Here is an 18,561-nt window from a genome sequence, read left to right on the forward strand (position 1 = left end):
GAATGGCGCAAGGTGTCGCAGAGCCTCACGCTGCAGTACGACAAGACCATGTACCTGCTGGAAGACCGCCCCGAGCACCGGGGGCTGATCCACCGCTACATCGAGGTGGCCGAATATCCCGACGGGCGGGTCGAGCTGTGGGCCGATGGCGCTTCCCTGCCCTACACCACGTATCACCGGTTTCCGGAGATCGACCAGGGGGCGGTGGTCGAGAACAAGCGGCTGGGCCACGTGCTGGCGATTGCGGCACGGGTGCAGGCGCTGCGCGACAGCCGGCATCAGGCGGGCCCGTCGCGCACGCTCTCGGGTGGGCCGCCCAGTGCGGTCAAGGCGCCCTTGAACGTCAAGCGCCAGCGGCTGATCAACCGGCTGGATCTGGAGCGCGCCATCGCGGGCACGGACGGCCCCACCCTGCTCCAGGCTCAGGTGCCACCGGCCAGCCCCACTGCCTTACGGGCACCCCACAAAAAGCATCCCGCCCCGCACAAAAAGCACGCTCGGCCTGACATTTCTATTTAGCGGACGGGGTGACCTTTCAGAGCCGCCTGGACAACGCATGTTGGCCGTTTTTTCTGATGTCGTACTTGGGATCAATCTTCAATGGCCCTTCTGTACCAGGAACCCGCGAGAATGGTCGCGCAATCCGGATCAACGTGCCGCAGCAGATCAAACTGCCACCACGATCTTGCCGAACTGCTCGTTCGACTCAAGAAAGCGGTGCGCATCGACGATCTGGTCAAAGGCGAAGGTCCTCGCAATCACCGGCCGAAACGCCCCCGATTCCAGTCCGTCGATGATGAATGCCTTGGCCGCCTCAAGCCTGGCCGGGTCGCCGGTTATCTCGTGCACGAGATAACCGCGCAGCGTCAGGGTTTTGCTCAGTACGTCAAACAAGGGAAAAGGCGTCGGCTCCGTACTGAGGCCGCCATATTCGATGAGTATTCCGCCGCGCGACATCGCTGCCGTCAGCGGGTGGAAGATCGGGCCGCCGATTGCGTCCAGCACGACCCGCACGCCAGCCGGGCCTGTTATCTCCTGCAACCGGGCGGCGAGATCGACGTTGGCAGTGGCAACCACGTGGGCGGCGCCTGCGGTCAGCAGGGCGGGCGCCTTGGCCGAGGTCCGGGTGATCGCGATCGGCGTCGCCCCTACCCTGTTCGCGATCTGGATCGCGGCCAACCCGACGCTGCTGGACGCCGCCGTCACGGCCACAAAGTCTCCCGGGCCGAGTTTGGCGATGTCGATCAGCGCACCATAGGCGGTGAGATACGGCATCCACACTGCAGCGGCCTCCTCCCAAGCCAGCGTTCGCGGATGTCTGACGACAAGTGGGGCGGGAAACGTCACCAACTCGCCGTACGCGGGCCAGCGAACCATCGACTGCGGCGGCACAACGCTGACGGCATCGCCCGGCGCAATCGCCGTGACACCGGGGCCCACCGCCGCGACAACGCCCGCGGCCTCAAGCCCGAGCCCGGACGGAAACGTCGGCCTCTCGATATACGTCCCGGCACGCAGCAGCGCCTCGGCACGATTGAGCCCCAGCGCCTTGACTCGAATTTGTACCTCCCCCGGGCCCGGCGGCGGAACATCGACGTGCTCGATGCGCAGGACCTCGGGTCCCCCATGCTGATGAAACCGGACAACGCGTGCCATGAATCCCCTCCAGTCGAAACTTGTTGAAGTGAATCCACTGTAGTCCCACACGTTTCGCGGATAAATGGCCGATAATCGACGGCAGTCGAAACCAATGGTTTTTAATATGGACCGTCTGACCAGCATGGCCGTATTTGTAAAAGCCGTCGATCTAGGCTCGTTTGCGGCCGCCGCTGATGTGCTGGGCCTATCCGCCCCAATGGTCGGCAAGCATGTTCAGGCATTGGAAACCCGCCTTGGCGTGCGCCTACTGATTCGCACCACGAGACGCCAAAGCCTGACGGACTTCGGGCAGGCCTACTACGATCGCTGCAAGGTCGTGCTGGCGGAGGCCGAGGCCGCAGATGCGCTTGCGGCCGATCAGTTCGGCGAACCGCGCGGGAGGCTGCGTGTCACCATGCCCGTGCACTTTGGCCGGCGTTGCGTGGCCCCGGTGCTCCTGCGATTTGCGCAGACATATCCGGCGCTGGAGCTGGATCTCTCATTCAATGACCGTTTCGTCGATCTGGGCGAAGGCGACTTCGACATCGCCATCCGTACCGGCGATCTGGACGACAAGGCAGGCGTGATCGCGCGTCGTGTCGCACGCCAACCAATGATCGTCTGCGCTTCGCCCGCCTATCTCAAGGCGCACGGCCAGCCCGCGACTGTCGACGCGCTCCAGCGGCACCAAGCCATCGTGTACAGACGCTCAGGCCGGGTCAGCCCGTGGCTTTTTCCCAGAGACGGGCTTCCGCCGGAAGAGATGATTCCGCTCAACCGGATCCGGATGGATGATCTCGACGCCATTGCCGAAGCCGCGACACTGGGCATGGGACTCGCCTGGCTTCCCTATTGGCTGGTCAGCGATCGCATCCGGTCGGGGGCGCTGGTCGCTCTATTGCCGGACCGGCGTGCATTTCTCTACGACGCCTACGCGTTGTGGCTGCGGGCGCCTCACTTGCCACGCAAAGTCCGCATGGCCGTCGACGCGCTCTTTGAGGCTTTGCCCGCGCTGATGACGTAAGTGGCAGGTTCAGGAAGTCGAACGCATGTTGCACCGCGCAACGCCCCAGTCGGACACCCGTTTGAACATTGGCGTGACGTATCGCCGCGGTTACATTGGCCGGGCGTTGAGTCACGCGGGGGAAGCATGTCGTGAAAGCATGATGGCGGTCGAGGACGCGTGCCGACGCACTCCCACACGCACGATAAAGAAGACAGAGGAGACATCATGCATCGCGTATTCCAGAGCACTGCCCTGGCGTTGGCGGCCGGCTTCCTGCTGTACGGCTGTGGTGGCGGCGACGACAACGGTTCGGCCACCACCGCATCCACACCCACTCCCACAGCGCCGACGGTCCAGCCCGAAGAGGTGCGTCCGCAAGACAGCCGGACCTTTACCGTCGATACCAACGCGCTGGCGGCCAAACTGGCGCCGCTGGCCGGCGCGCCTGCGTCCGACCGCTGGTCCGGTCAGCTCGGCAATGCCGGTTATGTCGTGGAAGTGCCCGCCGCCTGGAACGGCAAGCTCGTGATGTATGCCCACGGCTACGCCGGGATGGGGTCCGCGCTGTCCGTCACCATTCCGGGCATCCGCCGGCATCTGCTGGAGGCCGGCTACGCGTGGGCCGCGTCCACCTATTCGACCAACTATTACGACGTCCGCGCCGGCCTGGAGGACACCAACGCGCTGGCGCTCGCGTTCACCGATATTGCGAAGAAGAACGGCCGCACGCTGGCCGCGCCCACCCGCACGTATATCGTTGGCCATTCGATGGGCGGGCATGTCGCGGCTGCCGCCGTGGATGCCGAGAACATCCAGACCGCCGTGCACAAGGTGTCGTACAACGGCTCGGTGCCGATGTGCGCCGTGCTGGGCGACACCGAACTGTTCAACTACTTCGGTGGCTATCAGACCGCCGCGCAGCAGTTGGCCGGCATGCCGGCCACATCGTGGCCGGTCACGAACTGGACGCAGATCGTGACGCCGCTGATGTCGGCGTTGTTCACCACCTACCCCTCGGCGACGACCGCCGCGGGCGACAAGCTCAAGGCCGTGGTCAAGAACCTGACCGGCGGCGAGCGCCCGCTGTTCGAACTCGGCTTCGGGCAAAGCCCCGCGTCGAAGGCTTACCAGGACGCGGTGTGGAGCACGTTCGGCTCCGACGGCACCGTCAACGGCATCCTGACGCAAAACGTGGTGGACACCACTGCCCTGCTCTACCAGTTCGACAACGACCCGGCCCAGTCCGCCGAGGAACAGGCGTTCAATGCGGCGATTTTCCGCGTGCACCCGGTCGCCGATGCCAACCGGCTGCGCCGCGACGGCCTGCGCTGGATTCCGCAGAACGCCGCGAAAATCAGCGTGCCGGTGCTGACGCTGCATACGCTGGGCGACATGTACGTGCCGTTCAGCATGGAACAGATCTACAAGCGCCGCGCCGACGCCAACGGCACGGCGTCCTGGCTGGTGCAGCGCGCAATTCGCGGCATCGCGCACTGCGATTTCACGGTGGCGGAGCAGACCAGGGCCTTCGACGACATGGTGACGTGGGAGCAGACCCACACGCGACCCGCTGGCGACGATGTACTGACAGCGTCCGTGGTGGCCAATGCCCGGTATGGCTGCACGTTCACCGACAACACCGTGGGTGCCGACGACGACCCCGTGACGAAGAACCTGCGACTGGTGATCGCAGCGACGCCCGGCACCAGCTGCCAGTAGCGAGGAGAGACGACGCTCGGCGGCATCCGTCACGCGCAGGCGGATGCCGCCGTCCGCCCGGTCTTCCAGCCCCGGGCAATCCCCGGCGTTGTCGACGCCCCCATTGCCGAATGGTCGCCGCACGCGCTGCCCGCTAGGACGTTGGTCCAATGGCAGCACCGCCCGGATCGGTCTACCGTGTCCTGACCCGTTGCTGGCACATGGGGAGGAACCAGCATGTCGGCTATCAATCCATCACAGAGCGACAGCGTCGAGGATCGGGCACCGGCCCTCGACGTGGTCGACCGCGTATCCGAAATGTGTTTCGGGCTGTACATGGCGCTGACGTTCGTGGGCGCGGTGTCGTCCGCCACGGCCGGGCCCGATGCCGCCCAGACCATGCTGCGAGCCGCCCTTGGCTGCAATCTCGCCTGGGGGCTGGTCGACGCGATCATGTATCTGGTACGGACGCTGGCCGGGCGCGGCATGTTGCAGAAGCTTGCCCTGACGGCCAAGCATGGCGACGCGCCATCGGGCATCGCGGCGATCCGCGACGCACTGCCGCCCGCCATGAATCCGCACATTGCCAACGAGGATCTCGAACCGGTACGGGTACGGCTCGTGTCCGGCGCCACCGTGCCGGACCGCCCGACGCTGCATGGCGGCGACTTTCTTGCCGCGATCCGCATCTTCTTCATCGTCGTGCTGTCGACGTTCCCGGTCGCCCTGCCCTTCGTGCTGCTGCACGACCTGTCCACGGCGCTGGTCGTCTCCAGGGTACTGACGCTGATCATGCTGTTCGTCGGCGGCGCGGCGCTGGGCCACTACGGCGGCATCAACCCGTGGCGGGCCGGATTCTGGATGATGGCGCTTGGCGTGGCCGTCACCATGGCCGTCATCGCGCTGGGGGGATAAGATGCGCGCGCCCCTCGTGGCAGTTGCGCTCTGGCTCGCGGCAAATGGCGTGCAGGCCCAGGAGGTTGCCGTTATCCCGCCGGCGCCCGCGGCGGATACCCCGCCGCCCGCCTGGAGTTTCCTGGCGACCGGCTTCTGGAACATGCCGCGACACGAAGACAGCTACGCTTCGGGCATTTTCGGGGCCGATCATGGCCAGCTGCATCTCGAAGCGCGCGTCAACTACGAGGCGAGGCATGCCCAATCGGGTTTCGTCGGCTGGTCGTTCTCGGGCGGGGAAACTTTCCAGTACAAGGTCACGCCCATCGTGGGCGTCGTGGTGGGCAGCGCGCACGGGCCCATTGCCGGCGTGGAGGCCAGCCTCGCGGTCAGCAAGTTCGATTACTACATCGAAGCCGAATATCTGCCCGGCACGGGCTCCACCACGCCCTATACCTATGCGTGGAGCGAACTGGGATTTCGCCCGGTCCAGTGGCTGCGTGTGGGGCTGGTCGCCCAGCGCACGCGGATCTACGGCGGCGATCGCGAGTTCCAGCGCGGCGGCCTGGTACAGCTCACGTTCGGCAAGGTCACGGGCAGCGTCTACTGGTTCAATCCGGCATCCCACGATCAGGTGGTCATCGCCGCCATGACGTTCGCGTTCTAGCGTGCGCCGCCTGCCGGAATCCAGCCCGGCTACCGGCAGGGGGCCAGATCGTCACGTATGCCGTGGGTGCGGTCGCGCGCCGTGCCTACATGACCCGATGCGAAAAATGGCCGCGCCGCGCTTCGGACATCAGCTGCGCGAAATCGTCCACGTTCATATGGACCAGCGCTTCGCGGTCGCCGGCCTCGAAGTAGACGTCGTCGTGGGTCAGCAGGCTGTCGTCGATCCAGGTCAGCGTGCCATAGGCCATGCCAACCGGCGGCAATGCCTGCCGGTCGCAGTCGCGGCACACCTCGCGCACGCCATCGGCATGGGCGTAGGCCACCTTGCGCCCGGTCTGCTCGCGCAGTTCGGCCAGCTTCAGGTGATGGCTGGCAGGAATCACGGCGGCCAGGTAGCCCTTGTCGTCCTCCAGCAGCACCGTGCGGGCCAGCCGGTCGGCGGGGATGCTGCGGGCTGTGTCGTCGCCGGGGTGGGCCAACTGTCCGGGCCGCCCGGGGCGACGCACGGTCTCGAACCGGGCCTCGGTCCTGCTCAGGCATCGCGCCAGCTTCGTCGCCATGGTCATGATTGCCGCCTCCCGGCGTCGCGCGCCGCAGTGGTCTGGTGTACCGGAACTATAGGTCAGGCGCCGCCCCGAATGGTCGGTGCTAACCCGAATCGTCATGGCGCAACCCCATAGCAATGCCCTATCGCGCCGATTGCAAAGCTCTCATGTTGTTGGCATGCGCTCTCGCCTATATTTCTCGTGCGACAGGGTCTGCCCAGGCAGAGCCTCGTGGAAGTGTTGACGCGTGAAGACAGACAAGAACTACCGTTTGGATCCCCCAAAGGAGAGAGCATGTCTAACGAAAAGTGTCCCTTCAACCATGCCGCCGGCGGCGGGACCACCAATGCGGACTGGTGGCCGAAACAGCTGCGGCTGGACCTGCTGGCCCAGCATTCGGACAAGAGCAACCCGCTGGGCGAGGAATTCGACTACGCCGCGGCCTTCAAGAGTCTCGACTACGCCGCGCTGAAGCAGGACCTGGCCCACCTGATGACCGATTCGCAAGACTGGTGGCCGGCCGATTTTGGCCACTACGGTCCGCTGTTCATCCGCATGGCCTGGCACAGCGCCGGCACGTACCGCATCGGCGACGGCCGTGGGGGTGGCGGACGCGGCCAGCAACGTTTTGCGCCGCTCAACAGCTGGCCCGACAACGTCAGCCTGGACAAGGCCCGCCGGCTGCTATGGCCGGTCAAGCAGAAATACGGCCAGAAGATTTCCTGGGCCGACCTGATGATCCTGGCCGGCAACGTCGCGCTGGAAACCATGGGCTTCAAGACCTTCGGCTTTGGCGCGGGCCGCGAAGACACCTGGGAACCGGACCAGGACGTCTACTGGGGCGATGAAAAGACCTGGCTGGGCGGCGATATCCGTTACGGCAAGGGCGCGGCCGGCAGACAGGACGATGGTGGCGTGCTGGTGGCCGATGTGGAAAAACACGGCGAGGAAGTCAGCCGCACCGATCCGGGCCGCAATCTGGAAAACCCGCTGGGCGCGGTGCAGATGGGCCTGATCTACGTGAACCCGGAAGGCCCGGACGGCAACCCCGACCCCCTTGCCGCGGCCTACGACATCCGCGACACGTTCGGCCGCATGGCCATGGACGACGAGGAAACCGTGGCGCTGATTGCGGGCGGCCACACCTTCGGCAAGACACACGGCGCAGGCCCGGCCAGCAACGTCGGGCCGGAGCCCGAGGCGGCCCCGCTGGAACTCCAGGGGCTGGGCTGGCAGAACAAGTACGGCACCGGCAAGGGCGCGGACACCATCACCAGCGGCCTGGAGGTGACGTGGAGCAGCACGCCAACCCAATGGGGCCAGGGTTTCTGGGAAAACCTGTTCAACTTCGAGTACGAGTTGACCAAGAGCCCGGCCGGCGCCAACCAGTGGGTGGCCAAGGATGCACCCGAGACGGTGCCGCACGCGCACGATCCGTCGAAGAAGCTCAAGCCGACCATGTTGACCACCGACCTGTCGCTGCGCTTCGATCCGGTCTACGAGAAGATCTCGCGCCGCTTCAAGGACGATCCCAAGGCCTTCGCCGATGCCTTCGCCCGTGCCTGGTTCAAGCTGACCCACCGCGACATGGGCCCGGTGGCGCGCTACCTGGGGCCCGAAGTGCCCACCGAGGAACTGCTCTGGCAAGACCCGATCCCGAAGGTGGACCACCCGCTGGTGGACGACAAGGACATCGCCGCGCTCAAGCAGCAGGTGCTGGCGTCGGGGCTGTCGATCTCCGAGCTGGTCAAGACGGCGTGGGCGTCGGCCTCGACCTTCCGCGGCTCCGACAAGCGCGGCGGCGCCAACGGTGCCCGCATCCGCCTGGCCCCGCAGAAGGACTGGGCGATCAACGAGCCCGATCAGCTTGGCAAGGTACTGTCCAGGCTCGAAGCCATCCAGAAGGACTTCAACGGCGCGGCGTCGGGCGGCAAGAAGGTCTCGCTGGCTGACCTGATCGTCCTGGCGGGCAATGCGGCCATCGAGAAGGCAGCGGAAAAGGCCGGCAAGACGCTGACCGTGCCGTTCTCGCCGGGCCGCATGGATGCGTCGCAGGACCAGACCGACGTGAAGTCGATGAGCGCCATGGAGCAGACCGCCGACGCGTTCCGCAACTACATCAACCCGCGCGTGCGCGTGCCGGCCGAGCACATGATGATCGACAAGGCGCAGCTGCTGACGCTGACCGCGCCAGAGATGACGGTGCTGATCGGCGGCCTGCGCGTGCTGAACGTCCATCATGGCAAGGATGCGCACGGGGTGCTGACGGACCGGCCCGAGACGCTGACCAACGACTTCTTCCGCAACCTGCTCGACATGAGCCTGGAGTGGACGCCGCTGTCGCGCGACGTGTTCGAGGGCGCCGATCGCAAGACCGGCGCGGTCAGGTGGACCGGCTCGCGGGTCGACCTGGTGTTCGGCTCGCACGCGCAGTTGCGGGCGCTGTCCGAGGTGTACGCCAGTGCCGACGGCGCAGACAGGTTCTACACGGACTTTGTCGCCGCCTGGGCCAAGGTGATGGACCTCGACCGCTTCGACCTGCGCCAGTGATGTAGCCCGGTGGCATGCGGGGGCGCCGATCGGCATCGGCGCCCCTTTTTCCTTGGCTTTTCTTTGGCTTTTGGCGCCGGGGGCGTTCAGGCGGTGCACGCCCTCAGTGCCTGCAGGCAAAATTCCGCCACCACGCCGGCCATCTGGTCGATGTCGAGCGGTTCGGCCGATACCGCCGATAGGCGCGCGTGGCTGGCGGTAGCGGTGGCCAGGCCGTGGGCGGCGATCCAGACGGCGAAGGCCAGTTGTTCTTCGGTCAGGTGGGCAGGCGCCTTGCCGTCCAGGCACGCGGTCACGGCCTCGCGCACGCGCGAGAACGAGTCGCCGGCGGCCTGCGTCAGTTCCGGGTAGTCGCTGCGGCGCGCGACGCCGGGGCCGAACATCAGGTGGAAGCGCGCCGGATAGGTGTGGGCGAATTCCGCATAGCCCACCAGCAGGCCGCGCAGCCGGTCGGCCGGGGTGGCATTGGGCAGCCGGGCGGCGCGTTCGCTCCTGAAATGCTTGAGTTCGCGGAACGCCTGCGCGGCAATGGCTGCCAGCAGGCCATTGCGGTCCTGGAAGTGGTGCGATGGGGCGCCAGCCGACACGCCAGCAAGCCGGGCGGCGGTGCGCATGCTCATGGCGGCCACGCCTTCGGTATCGATCAGATGCAGGCCCCAGGCGATCAGCGACGCGCGCAGATCGCCGTGGTGCCACTGCCCTTCCGGCTTGGTGGCCGCCCCGGTGGGCGTCTTGCGGGGCCGGGGCGCGCGGGCCGCCTTGGATGGCTGGGTCATGCCGGGTTGCTGCCTGGTTCGCGGGGTTCCATGCTACAGCGGCCGCCGCGGATCTGGCGGCTACAGGGCCGCCTGGCTGTCCAGCGCGGCCTCGCCGTCGGCGGCCGGGGCCGGGCGCCGGCGCAGCGCGGCTTTCACCACGCCGTACTGCACGCAGAACAGCACGCCCTTGGACACCGCCGGATAGACCGCGATAAAGGCCGGCCACGACGCCGGGTGCCAGATCGCCACCGCGGCGTTCAGCGCGGCGGACACCAGCATCAGCACCGCCCAGGCGTAGCCGAAGAACGTCATCTCGGGCTGCACGCGCGGTGCGATGGCGGGCGGCACATAGCGGTTCATCCAGCCGCCGCGCAGCATGACCACGCCGATCACCAGGAACAGGATGCTCGGTTTGGCCATCACGAAGCGCGGATCGGACGTGACCCAGGTGGCGATCGACGACACCACGACCGACGCCAGGCTGATCCACTGCAGCACTGCCACGCGGCGCCGGTGGACGATTTCCCGGCCGACCACGGCCAGTGCCACCACCAGCCCGGCCAGCGTGGCCATGCGGACATCCACGTTCAGCGCCATCAGCACGGCAAACACCAGCACGCCCAGCGTGTCGAGCATGACGGGCCACGCCACCCGCAAGAGCCGGCTCATACGCTGGCTCCTTCCACCCAGTTGCCGTGGAAGCCGAACGGCACGCGCTGCGGCAGTTCCACCGTGGCCACCGGCCCGGCCTCGATGTCCACGGCATCGAGCACCAGCAGTTCACTGGTATGCGATGCGGCGCGCCACACCACGGCCAGCAGCCAGCCGTCGCCCTCGGCACGACCACGCGGCGCGAACACCGGCTCGGAGGTCGCGTCGCCCGGCGGCAGCCACAGCGTGGCCTGGGCGCCGGTCACGGCGTCGAGATGCACGATGCCCTGCCGTTCCCCCTCGTCCGATGGCCCCTGGCGCGCGGCTTCCCCGGGCACCGACGCGGCGAACCAGCCATGCCGGTGCCGGCGACCGGCAAGCCGGTCGTCGATGCGCGGAAATTCGCCCGGGATGTCGCACAGGCGCTGACTCGTGAAGGTGTCGCGGCCATCGGCCAGATCGAAGGTCCAGCGGGTCAGGTAGGCCAGCTGGCGCGACCGGTCGCCCGGCGACCCGTCCGGGCGTGGAAACAGCGGCGCCTCGTCGTAGACCATGACGTCGGCGTGTATCGTGTTGCCGTCTTCCCACGCGTTCATCGCGTGGAACACATAGCACGGTGGGCCCTGGAACCAGCGTGGCACGCCGGACGGTGCATCGCGCCGCATGATGCCGATCATCGACGGCCGGTCTGCCTCGAATGCATACGGCGGCAGGCCTTTCTCCAGCCGCTCGCGGCTGCCTGTCAGCGGCAGGACCGGAAACAGCAGATGCCGCGTGGTCATCATGAAGTCATGGACCATGCTGCAATACGGCGTGTCGAACTTGAGATGGCGGGTCAGCCGCGCATCGGGGCCAATGGTGCCGGTGGTGATGGCGGGCGTCAGCGGACCATCGGCGTTATATCCGAAGAAGAACATTTCGCCGGTCAGCGGATCGATCTTCGGATGGGCCGTGAACGGACCCTGCAGCGGGCCATAGTCGGCGTAGCCCAGCGTTTCCAGCGTGCCGGGCGTCATGCGCGTGGGCGGGTGCGCCTCTTCCAGTGCCAGCAGCCGCTGGCCGTGCCACACGATATGGGTGTTGGCCACGCCCCGGTCGTCGCCCGCCCATTCAGGGGCATCGGGCAGCTTGCCGGCAAACGTGCGGAACAGCGCGCGGCCGGCCCGGTCTTCGTCGCGCCATTTCGGCGTGCGGACCCAGCGGTTGCGATAGCTCGCCGCGCCATCGGCCAGCGCAATGGCGTGGATCATGCCGTCCCCGCCGAACCAGTGCGTGGCCGCCGTCGGAAAACGCGGATTCGGACCATTCCGATACAAGGTGCCGGCCAGTTCCCGGGGCAGTTCGCCCCGCACCTTGAGCCCGGCGGCGTCGATTTCCCGGGTCACGGGCGCAAAGTTGCCCTTGGACCAGATGCTGTCCTGCGCTGGCTGGGCCGCCTTGCCATGCGCCTCTTCCTGCATGCGTTGCTGCGCTGTTTCCACGCTGTCTCCCCGATCCGAACTGATCACTGTTCAGTTTGCGTATTCAAGGCGGCGTCCAAGAGGAAGTCAAGGACATCTGGCGTGGGGATTTCGGCAATACGGATCGGTGGAAGGACTGCGGAGTCGGCGCCCTTGGCGGCTTCGCGCCGGGTTGCCTACCATGACATCACCGTCCATCCCCATCTTCCCGGCCCCTGCCATGCCGACCGACCCCGATCCGACGACCACCGCCCTGCCCCCAGCGCCCCGACTGCCCCTGCACGCCAGCCTGCGCAACGGGCAGCCGGTGGTGGTGCGCAAGATCCGGGAGGATGACAAGGCGGGCATTGTCGAAGCGTTCTCGCTGCTGTCCGACGATTCCCGCTACACACGCTTCATGGCCGCCATGCACGACCTGCCCGAGGCGGCGCTCGACGACGTGGTTCACCCGGTGCCCGGGCAAGACTGCACGCTGGCCGCCGTGGCGGGCACCGCCGAGAGCGGGCATCTGGTCGGCGGTGCGCGCTACGTGGCGCTGCCGGGCCGCGATGCGTGCGAGTTCGCCGTGACCGTGCTCGACGGCTGGCAATCCTCGGGCCTGGGCAGCCTGCTGATGCAGACGCTGATCGCACTGGCGCGGGCGGCCGGGTTCGGCACGATGGAGGGCTACGTGCTGTCGGCCAATCGCGGCATGCGGGGGCTGGCGCACCGGCTGGGCTTCGCGGATACGGTCTGCCCCGACGACGCCACGCTGCGCGTGGTTACGCTCGACCTCCGCCATCCGCCATCCTCCTGACCGAGGGCGCGGCCTGACGGAGGCTGGCGGGCTGAGGGCTGAGGGCTGGCGGGCTGAGGGCTACTCCGCGCCGGCCAGCACGGCCTTCTGGGCGGCCAGCCGGGCGCCCATGGCTTCGGCCAGCGCATGCAGGCCGGACATCGGCCGCACCATGACCTCGAACTCCTCGATCTTGCCGGCCTCGTCAAACCGCAGCATGTCGATGCCTTTCAGCGCCTTGCCATCGACCTCGGCACTGAATTCCAGCACCGCGCTCTTGCCATCGTCCGTGGCAAACGTGCGGTGGTAGGTGAAGTTGTGGAACACCGTGTTCACCGTCTTCAGCACCAGCTTGATCGCAGCACGCCCCGGATATGGCGTATGCGCCACAGGCGAGCGAAATACGATGCGGTCCGATAGCAGCGGGTCCAACTCTTCCATGGCATTGCGCGCCAGCAACGCGTGCCAGGCAGCCAGCGTCTGTTGCGCGGCGGGGGTCAGGCCTTGAACGTCCATGCAGGTCTCCTTTGGGGTGGCGAAGATGGGAATGGGCAATCTTCGGTCAATTATGCAACTGGTTGCATAAAAAGGCATCGTAGCGCGTGGCCCGCCAAATTGCCAGCGCGATACCGCAATACGCGGGAAGCCATGCACAGCCTGCATTCCGCGCCCGAACCTGGGCCAAACTGTCAGAAATGCAAAATCAGACAAACGCCTACAGCTTGTGCATGTGCCTCACTCTAAGCTTCATGGCAGGACCTGACCCGTCCTGTTTAACCTCCCCCTGCAAGCCCGCCTGATTCGCGTCAGGCGGGTTCTTTTTTCGACAGCCAGCGGCCCACCCCCGCCTTAGCGGCCCTGCGGCACGGACCCGATCCCAGCCGCCCCGGCTCCGTCCAGCGCCTGCAGGATCGCGTAGGCGGCCTGCACGCGCGCGGGGATCGGCAGATTGCGGTTGGCCAGCATCACCACGCCGATCCGCCGCCCCGGCACGAATGCCACATACGCGCCAAAACCATTGGTCGAGCCAGTCTTGTTGATCAGTACGTCGGCCGGCGCCGGTTGCGGCGGATCGATGCGCTGCACGGCCTGGGCGTCGCGCACCATGCGCGCGTCGTTGCCGGCCTGCAGCACGTCCAGCGATACCGGCCAGCCATAGCGTTCCCAGCCCAGCCCCTGCGTCATCGCACCCACCCGGAAGTAGCCCGCATGGGTGGCGGCCAGCGCCTGGCGCAGGGCGGCGTCCGAGACAGCCTGCGCATCGATGTTCAGCTCCACGTAGCGGATCATGTCGGCGGCGGTGGTCTTGATGCCGTAGGCCTGCCCATCGAACACGCCGGCCGACGCGCGCACGGGCTTGTCGTCGCGGTAGCCCCATGCGTAGTGGGCCATCTGTGCGCGGGGCACCTGCACCCACGAATGGGTCAGGCCGAGCTTCGGAATCAGTTGCCGCGCCATCGCGCTGTCGAACGAGGTGTCCAGCGCCTGGGCGGCCGCAAGGCCGAACAGGCCGAGGCTGACGTTCGAATAGCGCCGCTGCGTGCCCGGTGCGGCGTCGGGCTGCCAGCGGCGCAGCCATTCGATCATCTGCGGCATGGTGTTGACGGCGTCCGGCACCTGCAGCGGCAGCCCGCCCGCCGTGTACGTGCCCAGTTCAAGCAGGCTGATACGGTCGAACGCGCTGCCGGCAAGCCTTGGCAGGTAGCGGGGGGCCTTGTCATCGAGCGAGAGCACGCCGCGCGCTTGCGCCCAGGCCGCCAGCGTGGCCGTAAAGGTCTTGCTGACCGATCCGATCTCGAAAAGCGTGTCGTCGGTAACGGGCCGGCTGCCCTGCCGAGAGGCCACGCCATAGTTGAAGATCCGGTGCTGGCCGCCGGCGGTAATCGCCACCGCCATGCCCGGCACCTGGTACTGGGCCATGACGGGCTGCACCGCGGCATCGACCGCCCGCTGGATGGCATCGGCGGACGGCGCCGCCTGTGCCGACTGTACCGTCCCGGCGATCGCCAGCGCGAACAGTCCGGCCCGCACCGGAGAACGGATGGCAAGGCAACGGAAAGTGCGAGCGGCTGGAGGCATGGGGCGGACACATTGGGGGCTGGGACGAGGACCGCATTGTAGCCGTGGCGATGACGCGCACCGAAGGCCGGCGACCCGGCCATTAGCGGCCTACAATGGCGGCTTCGCCGTCCTGACAGGTCTGCCATGCAGCCCGGTGCGTGGCTGAACCTGCGACTTACGGCTGGACGTTGCCGCAGCCATGCCATCGCCCGTGCCATTGCCCATCCAGGAGACCCCATGAAACCCCGTATCTCGGTGCTGACGCTCGGCGTGACCGACCTCGAACGCGCGGTGGGCTTCTATCGCGATGGCCTTGGCCTGGCCACGCCGGGCATCGTCGGCAAGGAATTCGAACACGGCGCGGTGGCCTTTTTCGACCTGCAGGCCGGCCTGAAGCTGGCACTCTGGGCACGCGACAATCTGGCCTGGGATACCGGGCTGCCCCCCAGCGCGCCCTGCCCCACGGGCTTCTCGATCGGCCACAACGTGACCAGCAAGGGCGAGGTGGACCAGGTGATGGCGCAGGTGGCCCGCGCGGGCGGGACCATCGTCAAGCCGGCCCAGGATACGTTCTATGGCGGCTACGCCGGCTACTTCCAGGACCCGGACGGCAATCTCTGGGAAGTGGTGTGGAATCCGTCGATCCTGCCGGTCGATTGAGGCCTGCTAGGCCGTCTGCTGGCAGAAGCAAAGCCGGTTGCCGAACGGGTCCTTGACCTGCAGCTGGCGGCCCCAACCGGCGTCTTCCATACCGGGCTTGGCATAGCGGTACTGCCGCGCGGTCAGTTCCCGGTGGAGCGCGTCAACGTCGTCGATCGGCACGAAGATGGCTGACCCCGGCGTGGCGTCGCCGTGGTGCTCGCTGAGATGCAGCGTCAGCCCGGACCGCGACACCTGGGCATAGAGCGGGAAGTCATCGCCAAACCGGTGTTCCCAGTCCAGCGTGAAGCCAAGGAAGTCGAGATAGAACTCTTTCGCCTTGTCGACCGAGAAGATGCGCAGGATTGGGATAGCGGGTGAAAATTGCATGGGAGCCCCCGGATCTCGGCAAAATGCCATTTTGCCACCGGTTGCAGCGCCGTAAATGGCTTTTTGTCCACTTAAAACAAGCAGATCCCGGCCCGAGCTTTTACTTCGATTTATGCAAACCCTATAATTATTGGCATCCAATAATTCAGCATAAACCCGCCATGCGCTACGTATTCAACCGTCCAGAGCTTGCCCGCCAGATGGCGCGGCAGTTACTGCATCCGAGCGTGCTGGACGAAGGGCTACGTTCCGGCCTGTTCCTGTCGGGCCTGCGGCGCATCGGCAAGACCACGTTCCTGGTCAACGACCTGATACCGGCGCTGGAAGAGTTGGGCGCCATCGTGATCTACGTCGATCTGTGGAGCGATACCCAGCGCAGCCCGGCCACCCTGATCCGCGACGCCATCCGCGAAAAGCTGTCTGAACTGGAATCGCTGCCCGCCGCCGCCGTGCGCAAGCTACGCCGGCTGGCGGGCGCCGATATCGGGGCGCTCGGCTTCAAGTTCGGGTTCAAGCTGGACACGCTGGGCGAGCCCGGCGGCGCCACGCTGGCCCAGGCGCTGAAAGAGGTGGTGGACCAGGGCCGAACCGATGTGGTGCTGATTGTCGATGAAGTGCAGCACGCCATCACGTCCGAGGAAGGCAACCAGATGCTGCTGGCGCTGAAAGCCGCGCGTGACGCGATCAATCCCCGGCCGAACACTTCCGGGCACTTCCTGTTCGTCGGCACGGGGTCGCACCGCGCGCTGGTCGGGGAGCTGACGGCGCGCCGCAACCAGGCGTTTACGGGCGCCACGTCGGTGGCCTATCCGGTGCTGGACAAGGAATACGTGGCCTACCTGCTGGAACGGCTGTCCGCCGAGGGCTTTACCGCCCAGCCTTCATTGGAGGTGGCCGTCAAGGCGTTCCAGACGCTGGGCAACCGGCCCGAGGAAATGATCAAGGCGCTGCGCCAGCTCCATTTCCATCTGCCGCCCGGCAGCGATCCCGACGAACACCTGCCCGTGATTGCCAATACGCTGCGCTCGGCCGCTGCCGATATCGAACTGATGAAGCTCGAACAACTGGGCGGCCTGGCCACGGCCATCTTCGACCGGATTGCCTCGGCCGACGGCGATGCGCGCGGGCTGTTCTCGGCCGACGCCGCCGCGGCCTACTCGAAGGCCATCGGCCGGGAGGTCAAGGTGGAAGAGGCACAGCCGGTAGTCAATGAACTGATGGCTACCAACCTGATCATGCGCAAGGGCCACGGGCTGTATGGCATCACCGACCCGTTCGTGCAGGAAATGTGGCGCGAGCGCAAGGCCATCGAAGGAAAGCTCTGACCGCCGGCCGACGCGCCGGCAAGAGAAAGATTTTCGGAAAACCTGTCACAACCGCGTTTCGCCGTTCGTCTTATGGACAAACGGATGCGAATTGCCGCGTCCGTCTTCCTGAATCCGACAAATTCTGACGAATTGGAGAAACGCATGTCTGCACGCCTCAACTTCTTCCCCCTTGCCCAGGCCAGCCAGAAGGCCTTGATCGCACTGTCGCAATCGTGCAAGAAAAGTTCGCTGGGGGAACGCCTGGTCGAAATGGTCCAGTTACGCGTATCGCAACTGAACGGCTGCGGCCTCTGCATCGATATGCACTGGCGCGACCTGATCAAGCAAGGCGTTGACCCCCGCCACCTGAACGCCATCGCCGGATGGCGCGAAGCCCCCTTCTTCGACGCCCGCGAGCGCGCCGCGCTGGGCTGGGCCGAGGCCATGAACGCCCTGCCCCATCGCGACGATACGGACGCCGCCTATCCGGCACTGCGCGAGCACTTCAGCGAGGAAGACATCGCCCAGCTTTGCTATACCGTGGCCGCCATCCGCGCCTGGAACGTGATGAATCTGAGCCTGCGCAACCAGATTCCGGTGAACCCGCCGCCGGGGATGTAAAGCCTCCGGGGGGTCTCTCGCTCTCCCGGTCTGTACATGCCCATGCGGGAGAGCGGAGACAGGCAAAAGACAAAAGGCAAAAAGGCAAAAGGCACGGTCAACCTTCAGCCGCCACCGCCCGCTGCCGCAGCACCTCGACGCGCCTAATAAGGGTTATTACCTAGTTTTCATATAACCAGAAAAGCGTAAGGTGCTGGCCTATGCAGACACGGCCCATCACCCTGACCGAGCGCGTCATCCAGCAGTTGCGCGGCGAGATCGCCGACGGGACATTTCCCGTCGGGGCGCGGCTGCCCACGGGCAAGCAGCTATCGGAACGTTATGGCGTCAGCGCCGCCGTGATCCGCGAGGTCACCGAACACCTGCGTTCGCAAGGGATGATCGAGAGCCGCCAGGGGCTGGGCAGCACCGTGCGATCGCGTGTCAGCGACAGCGGATTCCGCCTGGCCGGCAGTGCCGACGCCACCGACCTGGCCGCGATTTTCGAGTTGCGGATCGACCTGGAAAGCGCGGCGGCGGCCATGGCCGCCCGGCATCGCACCGAGGCGGACGTGACGCGGATGGGCGCCCTGCTCCAGACCATCGCCGCGCATATCGACGATCCCGACCATGGCGTGGAACCCGACATCCAGTTCCATATCGCCATCGCCACCGCCACGCACAACCCGTATTACCTTCAATTGCTGCAGTACATGAACCTGCAGCTTCACCACGCCGTGCGCGCCGCCCGCGTCAATTCCAGCCGCCAGCCGGGCCTGCCGCGTCAGGTGCACGGCGAACACGTGGCGATCTTTGACGCCATCCGCGCGCGCGATGCCGAACTGGCCCGACAGCGCGCCACCGAACACCTGCGCAATGCCGCGGGCCGCCTGGGCCTGCCGCTGCGCCAATCGTAATTT

Annotated in this window: 18 protein-coding genes and 1 pseudogene; 11 read left to right on the forward strand and 8 right to left on the reverse strand. The window is 66.4% G+C overall.

Features of this window, described 5'->3' with window-relative positions; genetic code table 11:
• Window positions 1-519 (forward strand): annotated as a pseudogene (locus D9X30_RS14280) (ISNCY family transposase); the annotation flags it as partial.
• A 147-nt stretch (window positions 520-666) separates the two neighbouring features.
• Here the strand turns inward: D9X30_RS14280 and D9X30_RS14285 are convergent.
• Window positions 667-1,656, reverse strand: a complete 990-nt coding sequence (locus D9X30_RS14285; protein ID WP_153950166.1) for a zinc-dependent alcohol dehydrogenase family protein — start codon at window positions 1,654-1,656, stop codon at window positions 667-669.
• Between the two features lie 106 nt (window positions 1,657-1,762).
• On the opposite strand from D9X30_RS14285, the gene D9X30_RS14290 reads away from it, so the two are divergent.
• The 4 genes from D9X30_RS14290 to D9X30_RS14305 all read left to right on the forward strand — a co-directional run bounded on the left by D9X30_RS14290 (window position 1,763) and on the right by D9X30_RS14305 (window position 5,903).
• On the forward strand, window positions 1,763-2,662 hold the full coding sequence (locus D9X30_RS14290) for a LysR family transcriptional regulator (protein WP_153950165.1): 900 nt from the start codon (window positions 1,763-1,765) through the stop codon (window positions 2,660-2,662).
• Between the two features lie 207 nt (window positions 2,663-2,869).
• Window positions 2,870-4,363 carry an alpha/beta hydrolase family protein gene (locus D9X30_RS14295; protein ID WP_153950164.1) on the forward strand — a complete coding sequence of 498 codons (1,494 nt, stop codon included), beginning with the start codon at window positions 2,870-2,872 and terminating at the stop codon, window positions 4,361-4,363.
• A gap of 216 nt (window positions 4,364-4,579) precedes the next feature.
• Window positions 4,580-5,257 carry a VIT1/CCC1 transporter family protein gene (locus D9X30_RS14300; RefSeq protein ID WP_153950163.1) on the forward strand — a complete coding sequence of 226 codons (678 nt, stop codon included), beginning with the start codon at window positions 4,580-4,582 and terminating at the stop codon, window positions 5,255-5,257.
• A 1-nt stretch (window position 5,258) separates the two neighbouring features.
• On the forward strand, window positions 5,259-5,903 hold the full coding sequence (locus D9X30_RS14305; RefSeq protein ID WP_153950162.1) for a hypothetical protein: 645 nt from the start codon (window positions 5,259-5,261) through the stop codon (window positions 5,901-5,903).
• Window positions 5,904-5,988: 85 nt separating this feature from the next.
• On the opposite strand, the gene D9X30_RS14310 is transcribed toward D9X30_RS14305, so the two are convergent.
• A complete protein-coding gene (locus D9X30_RS14310) occupies window positions 5,989-6,471 on the reverse strand; it encodes an aminoacyl-tRNA deacylase (protein WP_153950161.1) in 483 nt (160 codons plus the stop codon).
• 273 nt (window positions 6,472-6,744) lie between these two features.
• On the opposite strand from D9X30_RS14310, the gene katG reads away from it, so the two are divergent.
• Window positions 6,745-9,000 (forward strand): catalase/peroxidase HPI, encoded by a 2,256-nt coding sequence (katG, locus tag D9X30_RS14315; protein ID WP_153950160.1) that lies wholly within the window; start codon window positions 6,745-6,747, stop codon window positions 8,998-9,000.
• Between the two features lie 86 nt (window positions 9,001-9,086).
• On the opposite strand, the gene D9X30_RS14320 is transcribed toward katG, so the two are convergent.
• Genes D9X30_RS14320 through D9X30_RS14330 form a run of 3 tightly spaced genes read right to left on the reverse strand, consistent with a single transcriptional unit; the run spans window position 9,087 to window position 11,890 of the window.
• Window positions 9,087-9,776: a TetR/AcrR family transcriptional regulator gene (locus D9X30_RS14320; protein WP_153950159.1), complete on the reverse strand. Its 690-nt coding sequence runs from the start codon at window positions 9,774-9,776 to the stop codon at window positions 9,087-9,089.
• A gap of 60 nt (window positions 9,777-9,836) precedes the next feature.
• Window positions 9,837-10,427 carry a septation protein IspZ gene (locus D9X30_RS14325; protein ID WP_153950158.1) on the reverse strand — a complete coding sequence of 197 codons (591 nt, stop codon included), beginning with the start codon at window positions 10,425-10,427 and terminating at the stop codon, window positions 9,837-9,839.
• On the reverse strand, window positions 10,424-11,890 hold the full coding sequence (locus tag D9X30_RS14330) for a carotenoid oxygenase family protein (RefSeq protein WP_249640968.1): 1,467 nt from the start codon (window positions 11,888-11,890) through the stop codon (window positions 10,424-10,426). Before D9X30_RS14330 ends, D9X30_RS14325 begins: the two co-directional genes overlap by 4 nt.
• A 160-nt stretch (window positions 11,891-12,050) precedes the next feature.
• On the opposite strand from D9X30_RS14330, the gene D9X30_RS14335 reads away from it, so the two are divergent.
• Window positions 12,051-12,665 (forward strand): GNAT family N-acetyltransferase, encoded by a 615-nt coding sequence (locus D9X30_RS14335; protein WP_228771120.1) that lies wholly within the window; start codon window positions 12,051-12,053, stop codon window positions 12,663-12,665.
• 60 nt (window positions 12,666-12,725) lie between these two features.
• On the opposite strand, the gene D9X30_RS14340 is transcribed toward D9X30_RS14335, so the two are convergent.
• Both D9X30_RS14340 and ampC read right to left on the reverse strand, forming a co-directional pair.
• Window positions 12,726-13,160, reverse strand: coding sequence for a nuclear transport factor 2 family protein (locus tag D9X30_RS14340; protein WP_153950157.1), 435 nt, complete (start codon window positions 13,158-13,160; stop codon window positions 12,726-12,728).
• Window positions 13,161-13,493: 333 nt separating this feature from the next.
• A complete protein-coding gene (gene ampC, locus D9X30_RS14345) occupies window positions 13,494-14,723 on the reverse strand; it encodes a class C beta-lactamase (protein ID WP_153950156.1) in 1,230 nt (409 codons plus the stop codon).
• 219 nt (window positions 14,724-14,942) lie between these two features.
• Here ampC and D9X30_RS14350 point away from each other — a divergent pair, with 219 nt between their 5' ends.
• Window positions 14,943-15,365 carry a VOC family protein gene (locus D9X30_RS14350; protein WP_153950155.1) on the forward strand — a complete coding sequence of 141 codons (423 nt, stop codon included), beginning with the start codon at window positions 14,943-14,945 and terminating at the stop codon, window positions 15,363-15,365.
• A 6-nt stretch (window positions 15,366-15,371) separates the two neighbouring features.
• Here D9X30_RS14350 and D9X30_RS14355 read toward each other — a convergent pair whose 3' ends face one another.
• Window positions 15,372-15,734 carry a glyoxalase superfamily protein gene (locus D9X30_RS14355; RefSeq protein ID WP_153950154.1) on the reverse strand — a complete coding sequence of 121 codons (363 nt, stop codon included), beginning with the start codon at window positions 15,732-15,734 and terminating at the stop codon, window positions 15,372-15,374.
• A gap of 161 nt (window positions 15,735-15,895) precedes the next feature.
• On the opposite strand from D9X30_RS14355, the gene D9X30_RS14360 reads away from it, so the two are divergent.
• The 3 genes from D9X30_RS14360 to D9X30_RS14370 all read left to right on the forward strand — a co-directional run bounded on the left by D9X30_RS14360 (window position 15,896) and on the right by D9X30_RS14370 (window position 18,558).
• The gene (locus tag D9X30_RS14360) at window positions 15,896-17,059 is read left to right on the forward strand and encodes an ATP-binding protein (protein WP_153950153.1); all 1,164 of its coding nucleotides are present in this window, start codon (window positions 15,896-15,898) and stop codon (window positions 17,057-17,059) included.
• 144 nt (window positions 17,060-17,203) lie between these two features.
• Entirely contained in the window at window positions 17,204-17,662 is a 459-nt protein-coding gene (locus tag D9X30_RS14365; protein WP_153950152.1) for a carboxymuconolactone decarboxylase family protein, read from the forward strand.
• Window positions 17,663-17,862: 200 nt separating this feature from the next.
• Window positions 17,863-18,558: a FadR/GntR family transcriptional regulator gene (locus D9X30_RS14370; RefSeq protein ID WP_153950151.1), complete on the forward strand. Its 696-nt coding sequence runs from the start codon at window positions 17,863-17,865 to the stop codon at window positions 18,556-18,558.
• Window positions 18,559-18,561: the final 3 nt, after the last annotated feature.

It is taken from the genome of Cupriavidus sp. U2 (genome assembly GCF_009663685.2).
In the GTDB taxonomy this organism is placed as follows: Bacteria; Pseudomonadota; Gammaproteobacteria; order Burkholderiales; family Burkholderiaceae; genus Cupriavidus; species Cupriavidus necator_C.